The 18362-nt window shown below is 36.8% G+C and carries 15 protein-coding genes and 1 tRNA gene; 11 read left to right on the top strand and 5 right to left on the bottom strand.

All coding sequences use genetic code 11. The features are described from left to right. The first annotated feature begins 3 nt into the window (after window positions 1-3). The gene (locus tag Q0A08_RS06005) at window positions 4-777 is read left to right on the top strand and encodes an ABC transporter permease (protein ID WP_438465575.1); all 774 of its coding nucleotides are present in this window, start codon (window positions 4-6) and stop codon (window positions 775-777) included. An 89-nt stretch (window positions 778-866) separates the two neighbouring features. Then, the gene (gene queF, locus Q0A08_RS06000) at window positions 867-1682 is read left to right on the top strand and encodes an NADPH-dependent 7-cyano-7-deazaguanine reductase QueF (protein WP_438465574.1); all 816 of its coding nucleotides are present in this window, start codon (window positions 867-869) and stop codon (window positions 1680-1682) included. 49 nt (window positions 1683-1731) lie between these two features. Here the strand turns inward: queF and Q0A08_RS05995 are convergent, their stop codons facing one another. Continuing rightward, window positions 1732-3300 (bottom strand): hypothetical protein, encoded by a 1569-nt coding sequence (locus Q0A08_RS05995; RefSeq protein ID WP_438465573.1) that lies wholly within the window; start codon window positions 3298-3300, stop codon window positions 1732-1734. A 269-nt stretch (window positions 3301-3569) separates the two neighbouring features. On the opposite strand from Q0A08_RS05995, the gene Q0A08_RS05990 reads away from it, so the two are divergent. Both Q0A08_RS05990 and Q0A08_RS05985 read left to right on the top strand, forming a co-directional pair. Beyond that, window positions 3570-4130 (top strand): nitroreductase family protein, encoded by a 561-nt coding sequence (locus Q0A08_RS05990; RefSeq protein WP_438465572.1) that lies wholly within the window; start codon window positions 3570-3572, stop codon window positions 4128-4130. A 117-nt stretch (window positions 4131-4247) separates the two neighbouring features. Further along, window positions 4248-4335: transfer RNA gene (locus Q0A08_RS05985), tRNA-Ser, on the top strand. An 87-nt stretch (window positions 4336-4422) separates the two neighbouring features. On the opposite strand, the gene Q0A08_RS05980 is transcribed toward Q0A08_RS05985, so the two are convergent. Then, on the bottom strand, window positions 4423-5331 hold the full coding sequence (locus tag Q0A08_RS05980) for a hypothetical protein (RefSeq protein ID WP_438465571.1): 909 nt from the start codon (window positions 5329-5331) through the stop codon (window positions 4423-4425). Window positions 5332-5629: 298 nt separating this feature from the next. On the opposite strand from Q0A08_RS05980, the gene Q0A08_RS05975 reads away from it, so the two are divergent. Next, on the top strand, window positions 5630-6250 hold the full coding sequence (locus Q0A08_RS05975) for an inovirus Gp2 family protein (RefSeq protein ID WP_438465570.1): 621 nt from the start codon (window positions 5630-5632) through the stop codon (window positions 6248-6250). Between the two features lie 81 nt (window positions 6251-6331). Here Q0A08_RS05975 and Q0A08_RS05970 read toward each other — a convergent pair whose 3' ends face one another. Further along, window positions 6332-6736 (bottom strand): hypothetical protein, encoded by a 405-nt coding sequence (locus tag Q0A08_RS05970; protein ID WP_438465569.1) that lies wholly within the window; start codon window positions 6734-6736, stop codon window positions 6332-6334. Between the two features lie 133 nt (window positions 6737-6869). Between Q0A08_RS05970 and Q0A08_RS05965 the strand changes: the two genes are divergently transcribed. Beyond that, window positions 6870-7172, top strand: coding sequence for a helix-turn-helix domain-containing protein (locus Q0A08_RS05965; protein ID WP_438465568.1), 303 nt, complete (start codon window positions 6870-6872; stop codon window positions 7170-7172). 564 nt (window positions 7173-7736) lie between these two features. Here Q0A08_RS05965 and radC read toward each other — a convergent pair. Further along, window positions 7737-8198 (bottom strand): RadC family protein, encoded by a 462-nt coding sequence (gene radC, locus Q0A08_RS05960; RefSeq protein WP_438465567.1) that lies wholly within the window; start codon window positions 8196-8198, stop codon window positions 7737-7739. A gap of 133 nt (window positions 8199-8331) precedes the next feature. Between radC and Q0A08_RS05955 the strand changes: the two genes are divergently transcribed. Continuing rightward, window positions 8332-8511: an AlpA family transcriptional regulator gene (locus Q0A08_RS05955; RefSeq protein WP_438465566.1), complete on the top strand. Its 180-nt coding sequence runs from the start codon at window positions 8332-8334 to the stop codon at window positions 8509-8511. Window positions 8512-8801: 290 nt separating this feature from the next. On the opposite strand, the gene rmuC is transcribed toward Q0A08_RS05955, so the two are convergent. Then, a complete protein-coding gene (rmuC, locus tag Q0A08_RS05950) occupies window positions 8802-10643 on the bottom strand; it encodes a DNA recombination protein RmuC (protein ID WP_438465565.1) in 1842 nt (613 codons plus the stop codon). Between the two features lie 426 nt (window positions 10644-11069). Here rmuC and zorA point away from each other — a divergent pair, with 426 nt between their 5' ends. From zorA to Q0A08_RS05930, 4 genes are read left to right on the top strand one after another with little or no spacing between them, the layout of a single operon-like run. Continuing rightward, window positions 11070-12977 (top strand): anti-phage ZorAB system protein ZorA, encoded by a 1908-nt coding sequence (gene zorA, locus Q0A08_RS05945; protein ID WP_438465564.1) that lies wholly within the window; start codon window positions 11070-11072, stop codon window positions 12975-12977. Continuing rightward, complete coding sequence (locus Q0A08_RS05940; RefSeq protein ID WP_438465563.1) at window positions 12977-13714, top strand: OmpA/MotB family protein; 738 nt, start codon at window positions 12977-12979, stop codon at window positions 13712-13714. Before zorA ends, Q0A08_RS05940 begins: the two co-directional genes overlap by 1 nt. A 2-nt stretch (window positions 13715-13716) precedes the next feature. After that, window positions 13717-15192 (top strand): EH signature domain-containing protein, encoded by a 1476-nt coding sequence (locus Q0A08_RS05935; protein ID WP_438465562.1) that lies wholly within the window; start codon window positions 13717-13719, stop codon window positions 15190-15192. Window positions 15193-15194: 2 nt separating this feature from the next. Next, entirely contained in the window at window positions 15195-18239 is a 3045-nt protein-coding gene (locus Q0A08_RS05930; protein ID WP_438465561.1) for a DEAD/DEAH box helicase, read from the top strand. Window positions 18240-18362 lie beyond the last annotated feature (123 nt).

Raw genomic sequence — 18362 nt, 5'->3', positions numbered from 1 at the left:
ATTATGAAAAATACACAAATATTGGTGGCTTTCTTAACGATCGTTCGACGAGAAATACGCCGTTTTATGCGAATTTGGCCACAAACCTTATTACCACCTGCCATAACCATGACCTTATACTTTGCCATTTTCGGTAATCTAATTGGTTCTCGTATTGGTGAAATGGGTGGCTTTAGCTATATGCAATACATAGTGCCGGGCTTAATTATGATGTCTATCATTACCAATTCCTATGCCAATGTATCCGCTTCATTTTATTCTGCTAAATTTCAGCATAACGTCCAAGAGCTGTTAGTTTCGCCAACACCTAACTGGATTATTTTAATGGGTTACGTTGTTGGTGGTGTTACACGTGGTTTGTTTGTTGGTTTTATCGTGACTCTCTTGTCGCTTTTCTTTACGGATATGCACCTTGAGAATCTACTAATTACCATTCTAGTGGTGTTTTTGACTGCTGTACTGTTTTCTTTAGGTGGTTTTGTAAATGCAGTATATGCCAAGAGTTTCGATGATATTTCTATCATTCCAACCTTTGTATTAGTGCCTTTGACTTATCTAGGCGGTGTGTTCTATTCAATTGATTTGTTGCCAAGCTTTTGGCAAAACATGTCACTATTAAATCCTGTGTTATACATGGTGAATGCTTTTCGTTATGGCGTGCTTGGTGTTTCTGACATTAATGTGGGATATGCCATCGTGATCATTCTTGCTTTTATCGCTGTTTTATTTACCTATGCACTTCGTCTACTAAACCGTGGGCATGGTATTAGAAGCTAATAGCAGCGCAAGCAAGAAGCGAAAACTGCTGCTATAAAAAACGTTTTATTAGAATATTTAAACATTGCAAAGAGTTAAGTGAGGCTGTTATGGGTGCGTTACCACTAGGTCAAAAAACCGAATACATTTCTGAGTACTCAGCAGAATTGTTATTTCCTATTGCTAGAGTAGATAAATGGCAGGAAATGGGAATTGAGTCTGAACGTCTTCCATTTTTTGGTGAAGATATCTGGAATGCTTATGAAGTGTCTTGGTTGAATAGCAAGGGTAAGCCTATTGTTGCTATTGCTGAGTTTAGATTGCCCCATGACTCACCAAACATTATCGAGTCAAAGTCTTTTAAATTGTACCTGAATTCTTTAAATCAAATGCGTTATGAAACAATGCAAGAAGTTGAAACACTGTTAGTGCGTGATTTAAGCGCAGCAGCAGGTGCTGAAGTCAGTGTTGTCATTCGTGATCTTGAAGCCATGCAAAACTTAGTGATTCAAACAGCAGATTACTGTATTGATGATCTAGATGTAGAGGCAAGTATTTATCATCCTGATGCTAGTTTATTAGCGCTTGATAAAGACTCTGAGCAAGTTGAAGAAAAAGTTGTAAGTCACTTGTTAAAATCAAACTGTCCTGTGACGAATCAACCAGATTGGGGTTCGGTATTTATTGAATACCATGGTGCTAAAATTTGTCATGAAAGCTTACTTAAATATGTCATCTCTTTTAGAGAGCACACAGATTTTCATGAGCAATGTGTTGAGCGAATTTTTATCGATATCATGCAAAAATGTGCACCAGACTATTTAGTTGTTAATGCGCGATATGTGAGACGAGGTGGATTAGATATCAACCCTTACCGTGCATCAGAACCTTTAACTTTAGGTAATGAAAGATTAAGCCGTCAGTAAATGATCGCTATAAAAAAAACCAGCGTATTAGCTGGTTTTTTTTGCTTCGTTACTGGTTGAGGTGCTTGCTGCTATCGAGCTGTTTCTTTTCAAGGTCAATAATAGCAAGCTGAAGTCTATCCGCTTCAAGGTTCTTGCGGTTGTATTCGTTTCTGAGTTCTGTTTCTTGGTCTTGGCTGATGCTGGCAAGTAGTTGTTGTTTTACCTGACTGTGTTCTGTTAGCAGTTTGTGATGATGATTTTCCAGCTGCTGAAATTTGTTATTGCTACCTGAACTCGCTTCATTACGAAAATTTGGATCAACTGTTTCTATTGTGTGAATGATTTCATTGTTGGCTTTTCTCGCACTTTCTAATTCAAGCTCTAGTACGGTGACACAGGTTTCAGACTCTTTTAACAACTTCTCAAGAGTAGCCGACTCTTTTTGCTGTTCTTCAATCAAGCTTCCTAATTTACTGTTCTCTGGCGCATTTGAAAGTTGTATTTTCATATCCTCAACTTTTGATTGTTGATTCTTAGCTGATTCACGGAATGAAGTCGAAGCAGTTTTCTTTGCTACAACCAACTTTTTCTCAGTAGCAATGAGCTGTTCGCTCTTTTTTTGTATATCTGACTTTAATGATTCAATTGATACGTTCGTTGTACCAAGTTCATTCTCAAGTTGCAAAATAAGCGTGTCGGATTCTTTTATCATTTGTTCAATTCTGCCGATCGCAATTTCTTGAGATTCATCTATGTTGATAGACTCTTCTTTGCTGGCTTCGTTAAGTTTCTCTCTTAACAGGTCAATGACAATCTGCTGACGGCTTGCGATCTGGTTTAAAGAGTTTATTTTCTTGTTGGCTCTATGTTTACCTAGATCATGTTGGCTGTCTTTATTATCCGTTAGATTATCTTGTTGCATAATCTCTTCAAATTCATTGTCCAACTCTAGGTTTTTTAAGGCTTGCTTGAGTTGATCAACATTCTTCATGGCGCTAGTGATAGATAGCTCTAAATTATTCTGCTCATGCTTTTTAACTGATAATCGATTGAGTGCTTCTTCAAGTTTATCAATTTGTATTAGTAATTCTTTTCTTATCGCTCCTTGAGCTTTATCAAGCTCGACTTTTAATTGCAGCACTTCATTTGACTGAATCGCTGATTTCACAAGCTTGGCGAGTTTCGTTTTTAGTGCTTTAACTTCTAAATTCTCTTTGTTAGCACTAAATATGTTATTTAAAATATTAGAGAGCTGTTTGTTTAAAATACTTTCTGTGTCTTCTTGGTTAGATGTCTCTAACACTTTTGCTTCTGCTTTTAAAAGTGTTCCCCAAAGCTTTATTAAAATGACTTTTTTGGATTTATCTTGGTTTTTAGCTCTCGATAGTTGCTTAGAGGCATGTAAAATTTGATTATTAACGAATCGTTTAAGTGCTGCTAAATTCGGATCTTCACTTTCTGGGGTAGACTCGCTCTGGGTTAGGTCAGCGTTGCTATCGGCTTGGCTCGCTTCTTGTGAAACGGCTTCAGCTTCTGACTTATTTTTGTTTAGGCGTCTTTTAAACCATATTAGTAAGCCGCCAGAAAACACTAGTAAGGTAATAATTTCTATGAGTGTCCATACCAATAGCTTCATGAGTAAAAGGGCGCCTATTAAAATCGAATATATAAATACTATGTTCACTAGAGAAAGCCTTTCAGGCTGCCTCTTAGGTCTATCAATGGCTAAGTTAGTTTAATTTAAAATCTACTGCTTACTTAGTGTAAATTGTTTGCTTATCCATTTCCAAAACTCTCTATCTCTAATGAGACAGATTATAACTTCATGCTAACATGAGTAAATTGAATTAATGTAAAGCAACTCAATGACTTACTTATTTAAGTATGGCCTAGGTAAATAATAATATGAAAGAATTTATCCAATTTATGCGTGAAAGAAGTTCTCAGAACGCATTATTAGCTCCAGCACCGACGAAAGAAGAATGGCAAGACGTTTTAGAATCGGCAAGTAGAGCAGCTGACCATGGTGCTATTAGGCCCTGGCGCTATCGCGTTTATACAGGTAATAGCTTAGATGCTTTGGGCGAGTGCTACTGGCAGCATGCATTGGCAACTACACCAGAGATGCCATTGGCGAAAAAAGATAACTTTGTACAAAAAGCTCATAGAGCACCCTCTGTACTTGTGGTGACAGCAGCATTGGAAGATCACGCTAAAATCCCTAAGATTGAACAAACGATGGCAGTTTCAGCAGCTAGTCAACAAGTATTATTAGGACTAAATGCTTTAGGCTATGGTGCCATTTGGCGAACGGGCCCTGTTGCTCATAGTGAATTAACAAAAGAACTTTTAGGGATAGAAGCGCATCACCAAGTGATAGGCTTTATTTATGTTGGTACTCCTAAAGCAATAGAGAAAAGAGTAAAAGAAGTGGATCTAACTGGCCACCTTGAATGGTTTGATTGATCTTTGATCAAGCCTAACTCTAAGCTAAATTTCTCGTTAAAAAGGGCTTGCGTTTCAATCACTTCGACATTAATATACGCGCACTCTTTGATAGGCGACGCCTACAAAGTGGCCTGTGGTGAGCTGTCCGAGTGGCCGAAGGAGCACGCCTGGAAAGTGTGTATGTCGAAAGGCATCAAGAGTTCGAATCTCTTGCTCACCGCCATTATTATAGTAAAATCAAGGCTTACAACGAAATTCTTGATTCTGTACATCAAAAAGTACAACATAAAAAAGTCGATTAGATTAGTGTCTAATCGGCTTTTTTTTCATTTTTCATATTTAGCCAAGAATCTTCAATTAAAATTTCTAGCATTTCATTTTTCTTTCTTCGGTTTTGTTTGCTTAGCTTATCAAGAAGTTCGATAGTTTTAGTGCTTAGCATAAATGAACAAGCTTTTTTATCATTGTTTGAGTCTCGATTTTTTTTACTGCTCCATGCAGACTTGATTTTTCTATACTTTAATTCAAATCCTTCGTTAGAGTGTGATATGTAGGATGTAACAACTAACAAGTTTAAGAGTGATTCCATATTGCCATTGTTAATATATTCAGTTATTGAATTATGTGACTTATTTTTTAATTTTTTTGAAAACCATTGAAAGATTTCGAACTTTAAACTCTCTTCAGACTGTTTTAATTCTTGGTTTATCCAGTTAAATGTGCTTCTTGTGTTGTTATAGATTTCAATACTAATCTTTTTGAGTAACTTCAAATGAGCTTCTTTTAGCAAAATATTTTGATTTAGTTCTAGATCGAAGTAGGTTACTACATTGCATATTAGTTTTTTTCTTGATAAATCGCTGTCGAGGCAAGTGGATTTTTCAAAACGGATTTTCTCTCCTACTCCTTCATTTACGTTGAAATACAGTTCAAATTCGGGAGTAAATCTTTTTCTTAAAGCATCTATTGTATGAGTTTCTCTAATCAATAAATTTGTAATGAGTAAGGCGTTAATATCTAGTGACTCGAGCCATGTAAAATCATAGTCACTAATCATTTCAAGGTTGTAATCTATCCGAGGTCGATAGTAATTACGGACTTTGCTCAAGAGCTCTTCTTTATCTAAAAGAAATAGATCTCTAGCCTCAGTGGTATTTAGCTGCCTATCTAACAGTAGAAGTTTAACATGCTTTCGTGTTGATTTTTTTGGTATGATCATATAATCACTAAGTGAATTTTGAGTTATTATAAAGTGTTTTAGTTGTATATAATTAATGATTTTAGCGTATTGTAATTTATGCTTAATGTCTATTATTAGCGGCATATAAGTGCTTTTAGACTTTAAAATAATGTCAGAGCAGCCATTGCAGAAAAATCACATGTATGTGAGGGGACTTTATCTCCAAAAAAAAACTGACCATGTAATAGTATATAAGAAATGATTTTTTCTAAGATCAAGAACGTAAAAAAATACTCCGATCCTCTTGTATGAACCAATCACATACAAGAGAAAACTCATGAGTAAATTTAAATATCAAAACTTACAAATTTTGTTCGCCCTTTCAGAGTGTAACGAGCACTATTTGTCTAGAATAAAAATTACAGTTGATCAAAGTCTTAAGCGTTCCAAAAGGTTGGTTGCTTTTAGATTTGACCTTAGGTTTCCAGCTGATTTTCAAGGTGATACAGATAAGGTTATTACTAAATTTTTTGACTCTTTTAAGGCAAAGCTTAAGGCTATAGAGAAAAGGCAATTTAGATTGGGTAAGAGAGTGTATAAAAGTAACTTAACTTACATTTGGGTGAGAGAAAGATATAACTCAAATAATGATCATTTTCATGTAGTAATCATGCTTAACAAAGATGCATTTCATTCGTTTGGTAAATTAAATAGTGTTAATCCAAACTTAGCGACTCGCATTATGGCTTCTTGGGCAAGTGCTTTATCCCTTAAAGATACAAATAAAGATGCAAGAGGCTTAATTCATCAAGCAAAAAATGGAATGTATGTATTTAATGAAAAAGATGATAACTACAGTGAAAAATACGAAGCTTTTTTCAAGCGTCTAAGCTATTTTGCAAAGGATAGAACGAAAGTGTATGGAACGGGGAAGCGCTCTTTTGGGTGTAGTCGATAAGCGCCTTAATTGAAGTGAATATATTTATTGGTGTACAGCCTAACTTTTATAGATGTTAGTGAAGCAAGTTAGGCTGTTTTTTTATTTTGAAATTAAGTTGCCTGCCATTACTTTAGCTAGCACTCTAGCTTTAACCCCACTAATCCCATATACAACAACTTCAGTATCATCTATATCCTCTAAGTACGAAAGTTCGTATGTAAACTCTTTATTAGTACTTTTCTCATCGAATTCAAATGAAAACTTTCCAGAACATGAATAGAAATCGGTCTTCTCGTTGTGAGAAAGGGTTTTTATTCCTTCAATAGAGTAGTTGTTAAGTCGATTACTCTCTTCACTTTCAATAGCATATCGAGCTTTCCTTACTTCGGTTGTAATAATGTCTAAAACCGTATTTTTTATATCTTCATTGTTACAGGGCAGTGTGCCAGAAGAACAGCCAGTCAATGTTATGGCTGTAATCGTTGATGCTAGTGCGAGTTTCATTGTGATTCCTTAAGTGGTGGTTTTATTAGGTGCTAAGTATTTCTTAGCTATTAATGCTAAGTTATTCTTAGTATCGGATCAATCACTTTGCTAAGAAAATCTTAGTTTGGATTTGTGATGATTGATGTGCGATGTGAATGTATTTACGAAAAGGTTAAAAGAAGCTAGAAAAAATGTAGGCTTATCTCAAAAGCAGTTAGGGATTCATGCTGGTTTGGACCCATCAGTGGCTAGCCCAAGAATGAATCAATATGAGAAGGGTACTCATTTGCCCGATATCAATACAGTAGGGAAAATTTGTAATGTATTAGGTGTTCCTGTTGCTTATTTGTACTGTGAGGATGATGAATTGGCTGAGTTGATTTCAGTCTATGATAAATTGTCAGAACAGGCTAAAAAAGAGATTAGAAGTTTAATCGTGAACTGTAGTATCTAATTTGAAAGGTCTTACCTCTATCGGTGATTAAAAATTTGGTTTATTAAGCTATAGTATGCTGTCTTGTAAGCCAAATTTTTCACCTGAAAAACTTGATTTTTCTTTTTATTAAATAATATAAGTTTCAAATTAATTTAATTATGGCTCTTAGTTGTAGTTCTTTTCAAAGTAGTGATAACTGTTGATAGTTAATGTAAAAAAATTGCTATTTAGAAACTTTAATATCAGAGTTGTAGTGACCGCCTAATCTCTTACTGTTGTTGAGATAATGGCATCAGAAAGCCTAGGTATGTTGGTAGACAAATGTTGGTTTAGTAATATAAGTAAAGTTATAGATCTTTGGAGTACATAGCTTCTCTTATGTTTCCAACATGATAAGAGAAGCTCTATGATTTGAATTGACAAACTAAAGATGCTGCTATCGCTCACTAATTGTAATAAGTTATATCAAAATTTGATGTGGTCGATAGTCTATCCTGCCTGTGTAGATTTTATTCTTAATTTCCTTTTTGATACTTTTTTGCAAGTTACTTTGTAAGGGTGGAAATGCTCCCTTGAAATTATCTATAGATATCCTCTTTCTGCTAATGATGTTTGACTTTTTCCCACAATAATATGATCAAGAGTTCGGATATCAACCAAGCTTAATGCTCGTTGTATTTTCTCGGTTATTGCTATATCTGCTTGAGAAGGTTCCGTAATTCCTGATGGATGGTTATGTGCCAGTATGACTGCAACAGCGTTCGACTCTAAAGCTGCTTTAGCTATTTCTCTTGGGTAAACGGAGGCGCTATCTATAGTGCCGAAAAATAGCTCTTTGTATTCTAATAATTGATGTTGAGAGTCTAGTAGTAATACTGAAAATACTTCTCTTGAGTAATTCGCCATTTTGCATGCTAAAAATAGTTTTGTGTCATTTACATTAGTGAAAATAGCAGTGCGTTTGAATCGTTCTTGAATGATGTCTATGGCGGCATCTAAAATTTCTTGATTTGAATGATAGGTAAAAATTGGTTCATTGTGCATTAGCTTCTCCATGGGTCTTTTAGAGGGTGATTACACAGAGATGATGTATGTTTGAGATTGTTTTAAATTAAACCTATTAAGAAGTAAAAGTTTACGGCCAGAGCATTTGATGGACTAATACGAGGACATCAAAATGCGAGTCATGAAACTAAACGAAGTCATCAACACTACAGGACTGTCAAGGTCATCAATCTACGCTTACATGGCTAAAGGTGTATTTCCTAAACCAATTCAACTTGGGCCTAGAGCAGTTGCTTGGGTAGAGGAGGAGGTTCAAGGGTGGTTGCAGGTTCGTTTGGATGCTAGAGGTTGAGAAATATATTTGTTCATGCTCAATGACGAGTAAAACAAATGAAAAATACAGCGGGTAATAAGTGGTGTTGCAATTGTGGTAATGACGTAGTGAGGATGTTAAAGGTAAGTACATGAAAATAGAAAGTATTTTGTGCTAAAGCCGAAATGATAGGCGATTTTGTTTTTCTTTCGATATTCATAAAATATCAGTAGCGATAACCTGATTAGATATTTCTTAATTCATCATCAGTTTATCGCATACATTTAAAAAGTAAAATTGAGTTTATAGCCTCCTTTATAAACGAAGTGCTATTTTGTAGTTTCTAATTTAGATGTATTGTGCTCTAAAGACGGTTCAGTTACCTCTTCGATGGCTTCATTAATAGGTTCAATAATAAGTGCTAGTCTTTCACTTTCAAAATCAACATGTTTTGGCTCTAACTTTGTCATCGTCTTACTTACTTTCACAGAAAGCCGATTAAAACGTTCAACTTTGCCATGTAATCCTTGTGAACCAGCTAGTGCTTTAACAGTGCTGTTGTAGTGAGTGCCAACGGTTTTTAGTGTATTTCCTAGTTTATCTAGCCTCTCAGCAACCAAGCAGACCGAGTTGTAGATCTCTCCCGCTTTTTCACTTATTTCTTTTGCTTCTGAATTGCTTCGATCAATCATCCATAAATTAGAAACAGTCCTTAAAATTGGTATTAATGTCGTATGAGAAACGAGCACGATGTTTTTCATATAACCATAATCAAATAAGTCTTTGTTGTTTTTTAAAGCTTCAATGTAAGCAGGTTCAATAGGCATAAACATGAGAACAAAACTTGGGCTGTGCATACCAATGACGTTGGTATAATCAGTTGCAGATAAATCATCAATGTGTTTTTTCACTGCATTGATGTGTTTTGCCATGGCTATTTTTGATTCCTCAGGTGTCTCTGCACTGACTAGTTGGTCATAGGCCACTAATGACACTTTACTGTCGATAATCATGTGTTTACCGTCAGGGATTTTAATAAGGTAGTCGGTGCGTTTTGTTTTACCCTCTGCATCTTTAAAAGAAGATTGAGCTTCAAAATGAGCACCTTCAACTAAGCCGCTCATTTCTAATGTACGTTCTAATTGAGCTTCACCCCATGCCCCGCGCTGCTGGGAGTCGCCTTTTAATGCTGATGTTAGACTCTTAGCTTCAACATTCATTTTGATGCCAATTTCTAACACGTTCTTTATTTGAGAATTAATTTCAGTCTTGCTTTTAATCGACTCATCATGAACTTCATTTACACGCTTTTGGAAACCGTCAATCTGTTCACGAAATGGTTTCAGCATGCTATCAATGCTTGCTTGGCTAGTTGTATTAAAGCTTTTACCTTTTTCCTCAAAAATTTTGTTTGCTAAGTTTTCAAACTCTTTTGTTAACGACTGCTTAGCTTCTTTCTGTTGGGTCATTTGTTCTTCAAAATTCTCTTCACGTTTTTGTAATGAGGTTTTTAATTCTGTGAACTGTTCTAGCAGGTCCTGATATTTAGCCTGTAGGGCTTTATACTCGAGAGTATCTGCTTTTTTATTCTCTTTTAGTTCTGTGTTTTGGTCGCGAAACTCTTTCAGAGTGGCTTCGAAAGAGTTAGCTTTTTTGCCTTCATCTGCTAATTGCTGGTTACTCGTTTTTACATTATTTTGTTCAAGGGTTAATTTTCTATCTGCATCTACTAAGCGTTTTTGGAGCTCCTCGTGCATTTCTTTGGCATTGCGAAGTTCTGTTTGCAGAGTTTCTTCTTTTGTTTTGGTGTTATGAAGTGCAGTTCGAGTTTGTTCCCATCTTTCTTCGGCTTCCAGGTGGTTTATTTTACTGGATTCCAACTCATGAATTAAGCGTTCTTCAGTTTTTTGTGCGTTTTCATATTTCTCTTTAACTTGGCTAAACATTATTTCTTGTTCGTGCTTTTCAGATTCTATAGCTTTTTGCAGGCTTTGTGCTGTTTGTAGGTCTAGAGTTGCTTGTTCCAAATTATGGTTTGAAATTGCCAGGTCATTATCAAGTGCTTTTTGCTTATTATTCAGAATAGTATTATTAATAAAAAAGCCCATGCCTGCAAAAACACAGGCGACAGTCAATAACATTACAATGGTTTGAGTGGTAAATTCGATCATTACTTTCCCTTGATTTATCAAATATGTTGGTATCCGTTCATTGATTATATGCAGTTCAGCTAATTAAAATGCAATGTTTAATTTTTAATATTTCGTTAACTAATACTGTTAAGACAGTTACTTAGAATCATTGAAATGTGGAGGAGAGGCGAGTATAAAGGGCCTAGACATAGTAAAAATGAAGCATACTTACTTCTATTCTCTTTTTTAGTTTTAAATCATGTTTGAAAGTGGTGATGCGGTTCAATCAAGGATGGTTATTTTGGCTAAGCTAAGAATGCTTAAATCAAAACTGCTAAGCGTAGCAGATATGCGAGTTTGGGGCCTGTTCCATTCTCCAAAAAAACGATCAATGATCTTAACTTTTCTACCTATATCTTTCTTCGAAAAAACACTAAATATCAATGACATACTCAAGGCTTAATAATGGACGCTACTCAACTATTTCCACTTATCGGTTTATTGAATGGAGAAGGAGGAAGTAACCAATGGATAAGCGCAATCTTTGTTTTGGTTGTATGTGTTTTGCTAATTGTATTCATGCTCACATCATTGGTTTTGTATATAAGCTCAAAGAGGAAGGTGAGTGTAATTCTAGATTCAATTGATGATTTGAAACAGGATTCTTTACATGAAAGAAAAAGAGATATTCTTAACTCAATAAAAGATGTAGATAAAGATAGTGGGCGTTTGTGGAAAGAATTTGATGAGTCCCTAGTAACCTCAACTGAGGCACCCTACATACGTAATACTTTGGATGCCGAACATTTTTTTAACTCACATACATTATCTCGAGGGTTAACCGAAAATAGATTAATAGCGGCCGCACCGGGTTTTTTAACCGCAATAGGTGTAATCGGAACTTTTTTAGGGCTTACACTGGGCTTGAGTGGTCTTAATATTGGAGGAGGGGCTGAGACGAGTGAATTAACTGCAGGTATTCAGACAATGATTTCTGGAGCATCTGTTGCATTTATTACATCAGTATGGGGAGTGGCAACAAGTCTTATTTTTAATGTCTACGAGAAAATTTTAGAGCGTAGTATTAGAAGTAAAATTCAACGTTTACAAAACCGAATTAATGAGCTTTTTCCCAGAATTACTGCAGAGCAGTCACTAGTTCAAATGCTTGAACATAATAAAAATACAGATGAAGCGATACAGGTACTTGCAGAAAAAATTGGCGATAAAATGCAAGAAGCGATGGATGAAGTTTCAACAAGTATTAACTCCAGTTTAAAAGATGCTTTAGAAAGCATCATGGCACCAGCAATTGAAAGTCTTGTTAGTAATGCCAATGGCGGAGCACAAACAGCATTAGATGGTCTTATGGAGCGCTTTTTAGAGAAGATGGGCGATGCTGGGAGTGCTCAGCAAGAAATGATGCAAAGTGTCTCTAGTGATGTCACTACGGCAGTTAGTGGTTTATCCACCGAACTAACAGGTTTTGTTGATGGGTTTAAAAGCCAGACGACTGAAATGAATAAGAACTTAGACGATCAACTGGCTAAAATGGATGAGCGTGAGAAAAACAGTGCCGCTTATCAAGAGAAGCATTTCAGTGAATTTTCTGATCGTAGTCAATCGCTAATGGATCAATTAGGATCATCGCTCAAAACTCAGTTTGAGGAACAAAATTTATTGGTAGAAAAACAGCAGCTTGCTTTTACTTCCTCTCTAAGCAATATGCAAAATACACAAACCGATTTGTTGACGGAAGTAAATCAGTTGATTGCTTACCAAAAAGAGTCGTCAAGTCAACTAATGTCAAATTTAGAAGGGTTAGAAAGTAAGCTGTCGAATATGGCAAATGCTAACGAAGCGGCTGCTAACTCTTTAAATTTAGCGACTCGTGAAATGACAGGTAACACCAATCAATTAGGTGTTATGTCGGCAAAAGTGCAAGAAGCAACGGCCAGTTTTGCTGATGTTACCAAAGAAGCTACCGGTATAATGGAGTCATTAACAAATGCTCATGAAGCGCTATTAAATAAAGCTAATTTAATTTCGAACGACTTTGGTAAAACACAAACGAGTATTGCTAATGCGTCTAAAGACTTAAAAGATGCCGCTTCATATGCTGAATCAGGCTTAAGAGCAGTTGATCAAAGTATGAATAAGTTCATAACGGATATGTCGGGTCAGGTAGAAAAATTAGAGCAGCAATCAGCTCATTTACTTGAGGATTTTGCTAAGCGAGTCTCAGACCAAACTCAACATAGGATGTCTGAGTGGAATAAGCATACAAATGAGTATACGTCCTCTATGGAGAGAGCAATTAATACAATTAATAACGTAGTGAGTGAGATAGACAGTAAAGTAGGTGTTAACTAATGATAAGAAAACCAAAAGGGCTGACAAGCGCTAGTGTCGATGAGGAAAATCCCTATTGGATTTCATTTTCAGACATTATGTCTGGTTTATTAGTTATTTTTATACTGGCTTCCATGGTTCTTATACTCCAGCTTATGGAAAAGAGAGATAAGGTCAATAGTGCGATAAATGAGCTGCAGCAATCAGAAGCGGCTAAAGAGCAAATATTGACGGAGATACAAGAAGAGTTAAAAAAGTACAAAATAACAGTAGAGATTATTGATAATAAATCAGTTCTTCGTATCCCTGATGAAGAATTAACGTTTAGACCTGATAAATATAATGTACCTAAAACCGGTGAGGCTTATAAGCGCGCTGAGCTTATTGGTCGGGTTCTGTATGAAGCCGTCACTAAGAACGATCGTCAAAAGTACCTAGATACTGTGTTCATTGAAGGGCATACAGATAGCCAGCGATCACGTGTTTTCAAAGAAATGGGGAATTGGGGGTTATCCACATTTAGAGCTATAGCAGTATGGAAATTCTGGAACCAGCAGTTAGGGAGTGTTGCCAATTTATCCACTATAACGAATCATGCAGGGAAGCCATTGTTTTCTGTTAGTGGTTACGCTGCACAGCGTAGATTGGTTGAATCCGAGTTAACAAAAGCAGATTTACAGAAAAATCGTCGTATTGATATTCGTTTTACTGTGAAAAGGCCGAAGATCAGTGATTATGAGAACGCACTAGGCAAATGAATATGTCAAAGATTGGTGAATTAACATTAGGTTTTAAACTTAAAGAATGGACCGAGCATGATTTTAATGGCTTTAAAAAAGCTGCTCGATTGTTAGATAAGTTAGGAAGCAATGTTGGTATATCTGATGAACGATTTAAGGCGTTATGTGAGCAATTTAAATCGTTGGCAAAAGCGGGTAAAAAAAGCGAATTAGTAAATAAAATTAAACGTAGTTCTGATGTACGTGTGATATCAACGCTTTGGTTGGAAGATAAGGTATTTCGAACAGACTTTCCAATTCACTCAGAATTGCTAGAAAAATTATTGTTGGGAAAAAAGAGGTTGCCTCTATTAGCGCTGATGAGCTTGTTAGAGTTATATTTTAAAGAGTTTGATCGACTCTTTTTTCAGAAAGAAGACCTCCAGCGTTTTTTAAAAAACGAGCTTAAAAAGCAAGCCTCTAAAAACTCTGAACTAAGTTTGTTAGCGGGTTACAGAGATAAGCTACTTTCTTCAAATGGTCCAAGCTGGATTGTAAATGAAGCTCACCAAAGGAAAACGGATTTAATAAATATATACCCGGCTCTGGGGTTAAGCTCTTATGAAAAAGGTCGGTATATGGAACTGGTTAAAGTAAATTTCTATTTAGACACTTTAAAAACCATTGCACCAGAAGATGTTGATAACCCGATATTAACTGAACTAGAAAGACAGGGTGTTTATAGTTCACCTTGTACAGGTGAACGCTTAATTGGGCATGAAGTGCTGTCAATTTTAATAAATCGAGTTTCTGGAAATAAAGTTCCAGAGCATTGGCGCTCTTTGATCCTTGCTATCGCTGGTGACCCTAGAGTTGCGACAAGCAGTAAAAAATATCAAATGTGGTGGTCATTGCTTGAAGAAAAGCAGATTAGGAAAGTACGAGGTTGGTTATCTAAATTTGATCTGAAACTCTTTTTGGAGGCGCTTAAAGATAGTGCAAAGGATGCAAATGAGTCAGACATTGAAAGAATGTTTACTGACCGTAAGAACTTTATGGAAGGTTTGGATAATCAAGACTTGATCATTGAATCAAGGTTGTTCCTTAGCGGGACTGCGCAAACTTACATGCTTCATAACTATAAGCAATCTGAACTCCCTTCATATGCCTCTTCTGGCTCTAGTAAGACATCTGTTATCTACTTAAACGTAAATGGCGTTCATTTAGTGGAAGGTAGTCATAGTTTTACCTTAAAGCTTATGGATAAACTGCCTAAGAAAACGAATATTCTCAACTATTCAAAAGTTAAATTTAATGATGCCGACTTTAGAACAAATATCTCATTTGATTATAAACGGGAGTTTGGGGAGGACGGTGTTGCTGAAATTAGGCATGATCGTCTTATTTGGCAGAATAAGGCGATCGACTATTTAGATCAGCATGGCGTCAATGTGAATGTTGAAGATGTCTTATCGAAACCATTATATAAACAATATAAAACACGCTTTGGAGTTTGATTTTGGGAATACTGTCATTTTTTAAAAAGGTCAAAGAAAGCGCCGCTGATCAGCCAACGTATAAGGCAACAGCAGACTCGCTAGGGTTGAATTTTTCCGTTGATCCTGGTGTGCTTTTGACGTCTTTAGATGGTGATACTGACGCGCTTTTACTTCGTTACCAGCATATCTTATTGAAAAATCTTGAAGAACAGGGGGCTGCAACACGTATCGCTAATGGCTTTGAAGTAAAGTCAGTTAATGTGGTGAAGCTTGATGAGAGCTTTTATGAGGCCTTCTATTTACCAGCAGTATTCAAAGGGAGTATTAATACCAAAATAAAAGGCCGTACTAGTCAAGCAGCGTTCGCGATAAATGCAGTGCCTGTCATGCCAAATGGTGAATTGATATCTCATTATGAGCTAAAAGGACCTTATCTTAGGATATCGCAGACTGAGCAATTCCTTCTTAAAAGTGCCGATTGGCAAGCGTTGTCCTCTATCGATAATCATCAAGTTTTAAATGCGAGTCAAAAAACTGAATTTGCCAATAATAGCCTTGTACTACAACTTAAAAATGCAGAGGCAGCAGGCTGTAATATTGATCTCTCTCATTTCAAAAACATTGATTATATCCAACCTGAAAAGATGGGGTTGTCGATGCAAGAGCTTGAGAATGGCGACTTAATGCTATCCCCAACGTTTGGCAAAGACCTTGATCAGAAAGATATAGAGAACCGCCTTGGGCAAATAGGCGATGCTAAGCAAGAAATGATTTTCAAAGTAAGGAATTCATTTGTGCTTCTAGATGAAAAAAGACTAGAAGCTGCTAAAGAGATCCTTACAACACGGCGAATACCCAAATCGCAAGTGAAAAAATTCTTCGAAGCTCCAACTGCCTATCTAAACGCAGCCGTTATTGACCTTGATACTGGATTTTCTATGCGTGTAAAAGGCGCTGAAAAATTCCAACATGCGTATTTTGGTGATGTAGAAGAAAGTGGTGTCGATTGGTTTGGCGACGGTAAACCAAGAGAAAAGTCAGAAACCGTAGATACCCTAGGTCAAATAATAAACAATGATGAAACCCTAACTGAATTTAAGCAGAAAGTAGAAGACGCCCAAGAGCTTGGCGCGCAAACAGTAGCTTTTGAAGGTATTACTGTTGATGTCACCGACAAACAACTGATTGATCAAATAGTTGAACAAGGTGAAGCGCTTATAGCGAATAAACATTCATCAGCTCATTATACTGAATTAGAGGATGAGCAAGGTTTAAATGCTGAAGAGCCAGAAGTGCAATTGCAAACGGCAGTGGTAGCTATTGATACCAATGATGACGACGTTGACTTTGAAGTAACCAATAATAATATTAATGACATTCATTTTGAGAAAATGACGTTTGCTCGTGATAATTTAAAACGAGAACCATTTCCTCATCAAGAAGAAGGTATTCAATGGTTGTTAGGATTAATGACCTCAGGCCAGTTTGGTGAGGGCACCCCAGTTGGCGGAGGGTTATTGGCCGATGATATGGGGCTTGGTAAATCTTACATGGCTCTAGTTGCAATTCACGAATACAAGCATCGTATTAAAGAGCGTAAAAAACGTGAAAAGCCTGTTTTGCTCGTCGCACCACTAAGTTTATTAGAAAACTGGAAGGATGAAATTGATAAAACCTTTCATGCCTCACCTTTTACCGATGTTGTTATATTGCAAAGTGCCGCAGACCTTAAGCGTTTTAAAGTGCAGGGTGCAAAAAAAGAAACACTGCAAGCTGTGGATAATGACTCCATGTTGCAGCAAGATGATATTCGTTACTCATTAAAAGTGGGTGGTGAATACGGTGCCGATAGATTAGATCAACCAAACAGATTGGTATTAGCAACTTACCAAACCATACGAGATTATCAATTTTCACTAAGTCGTATTGATTGGGCCGTCGTTGCTTTTGATGAAGCACAAAATATAAAGAACCCTAATAGCATAGTGACTCGTGCAGCCAAGGCGTTAAAAGGAGATTTTAAATTACTTGCCACGGGCACCCCAGTAGAGAACAGCCTAAAAGACTTTTGGTGTCTGTTTGATACTGCTGTGCCGGGTTTATTAGGTTCTTGGCGTGAATTTCGCGAAATTTACATAGCCCCTATTCTAGATGCAAAAGACGATTCAGCTGCAGTACAACAAGAAGTAGGCCTTCAATTAAGGCAAACAGTGGGTCGTTATATGCTTCGCCGTACGAAAGAAGAAAAATTGACAGGATTACCTGCAAAACACTTATGGATCGGGGATGAAGCTCTAGCGGAAGGGGGAGGGCGTTTTCATAAAGGCCTTGTAGGTTGTATGCAGAGCCATCAAAAAACCGCTTATGATCAAGTGCTACAAAATGTTCATGATCAAGAGGGGGACAAGCGCGCCCTTATACTCAGCAGTCTGCCCAAACTAAGGCAGATCTGTATACATCATGATATTGATTCGATACAACCAGCCTCTGCAACATCAAAAATTATTGCAGATTCAATTAATGCCTCCTGTAAAATACAGTCACTCATAACCATTTTGGATGAAGTTAAACAGAAGGCTGAAAAGGTCATCATCTTTGCAACGACAAAGGATATTCAACGCTATTTGAGCTTTATACTTGGCGTGCGGTATAACTTAGCCATTGATATCGTTAATGGTGAAACCAAAGCCATATCAAACACGGCAAATGTAAGTACGCGCAAATCGATATTGGCCGAGTTTGAAGCGCGGGAGGGTTTCAATGCCGTTATCATGTCACCAATCGCAGCGGGAGTTGGTTTAACGGTAATCGGTGCGAATAATGTGATACACCTAGAGCGGCATTGGAACCCAGCCAAAGAGGCTCAAGCGACAGACCGTGTCTATCGAATTGGACAAAAGAAAGAAGTGAATGTCTATTTGCCGATAGCGACACACCCCAGTATTCGTACATTTGATCAGCAATTAGCTAAATTACTGCAGAAAAAAACTAACCTAAGCGAAGCTGTTATTGCACAACCAGATCTGCAGAAGGATATCGCTAAAATAATGGAAGGTACCTCTTAAATTAAAATAAAGAAGAGGCTAATCGTTTACCACTTAACTTTACGATAGTGAACAAGATTCACAATAGCCTCAACTTAAATGGTCATGCTCCTGCCAAAATGATGACCATGTAATTAATTTGTA

It is taken from the genome of Marinomonas sp. PE14-40, from assembly GCF_051623805.1.
Lineage (GTDB): Bacteria > Pseudomonadota > Gammaproteobacteria > Pseudomonadales > Marinomonadaceae > Marinomonas.
Note: the sequence above shows the minus strand (reverse complement) of the source record. Positions and strands in the feature narration are given on the sequence as shown.

Coding starts and splice junctions, on each gene's coding strand:
- Q0A08_RS05980 (WP_438465571.1), bottom strand. CDS start 5,331: ATGATCATACCAAAAAAATCAACACGAAAGCATGTTAAACTTCTACTG.
- Q0A08_RS05975 (WP_438465570.1), top strand. CDS start 5,630: ATGAGTAAATTTAAATATCAAAACTTACAAATTTTGTTCGCCCTTTCA.
- zorA (WP_438465564.1), top strand. CDS start 11,070: ATGGACGCTACTCAACTATTTCCACTTATCGGTTTATTGAATGGAGAA.
- queF (WP_438465574.1), top strand. CDS start 867: ATGGGTGCGTTACCACTAGGTCAAAAAACCGAATACATTTCTGAGTAC.
- Q0A08_RS05955 (WP_438465566.1), top strand. CDS start 8,332: ATGCGAGTCATGAAACTAAACGAAGTCATCAACACTACAGGACTGTCA.
- radC (WP_438465567.1), bottom strand. CDS start 8,198: ATGCACAATGAACCAATTTTTACCTATCATTCAAATCAAGAAATTTTA.
- Q0A08_RS06005 (WP_438465575.1), top strand. CDS start 4: ATGAAAAATACACAAATATTGGTGGCTTTCTTAACGATCGTTCGACGA.
- Q0A08_RS05935 (WP_438465562.1), top strand. CDS start 13,717: ATGTCAAAGATTGGTGAATTAACATTAGGTTTTAAACTTAAAGAATGG.
- Q0A08_RS05990 (WP_438465572.1), top strand. CDS start 3,570: ATGAAAGAATTTATCCAATTTATGCGTGAAAGAAGTTCTCAGAACGCA.
- Q0A08_RS05940 (WP_438465563.1), top strand. CDS start 12,977: ATGATAAGAAAACCAAAAGGGCTGACAAGCGCTAGTGTCGATGAGGAA.
- Q0A08_RS05995 (WP_438465573.1), bottom strand. CDS start 3,300: ATGAAGCTATTGGTATGGACACTCATAGAAATTATTACCTTACTAGTG.
- rmuC (WP_438465565.1), bottom strand. CDS start 10,643: ATGATCGAATTTACCACTCAAACCATTGTAATGTTATTGACTGTCGCC.
- Q0A08_RS05970 (WP_438465569.1), bottom strand. CDS start 6,736: ATGAAACTCGCACTAGCATCAACGATTACAGCCATAACATTGACTGGC.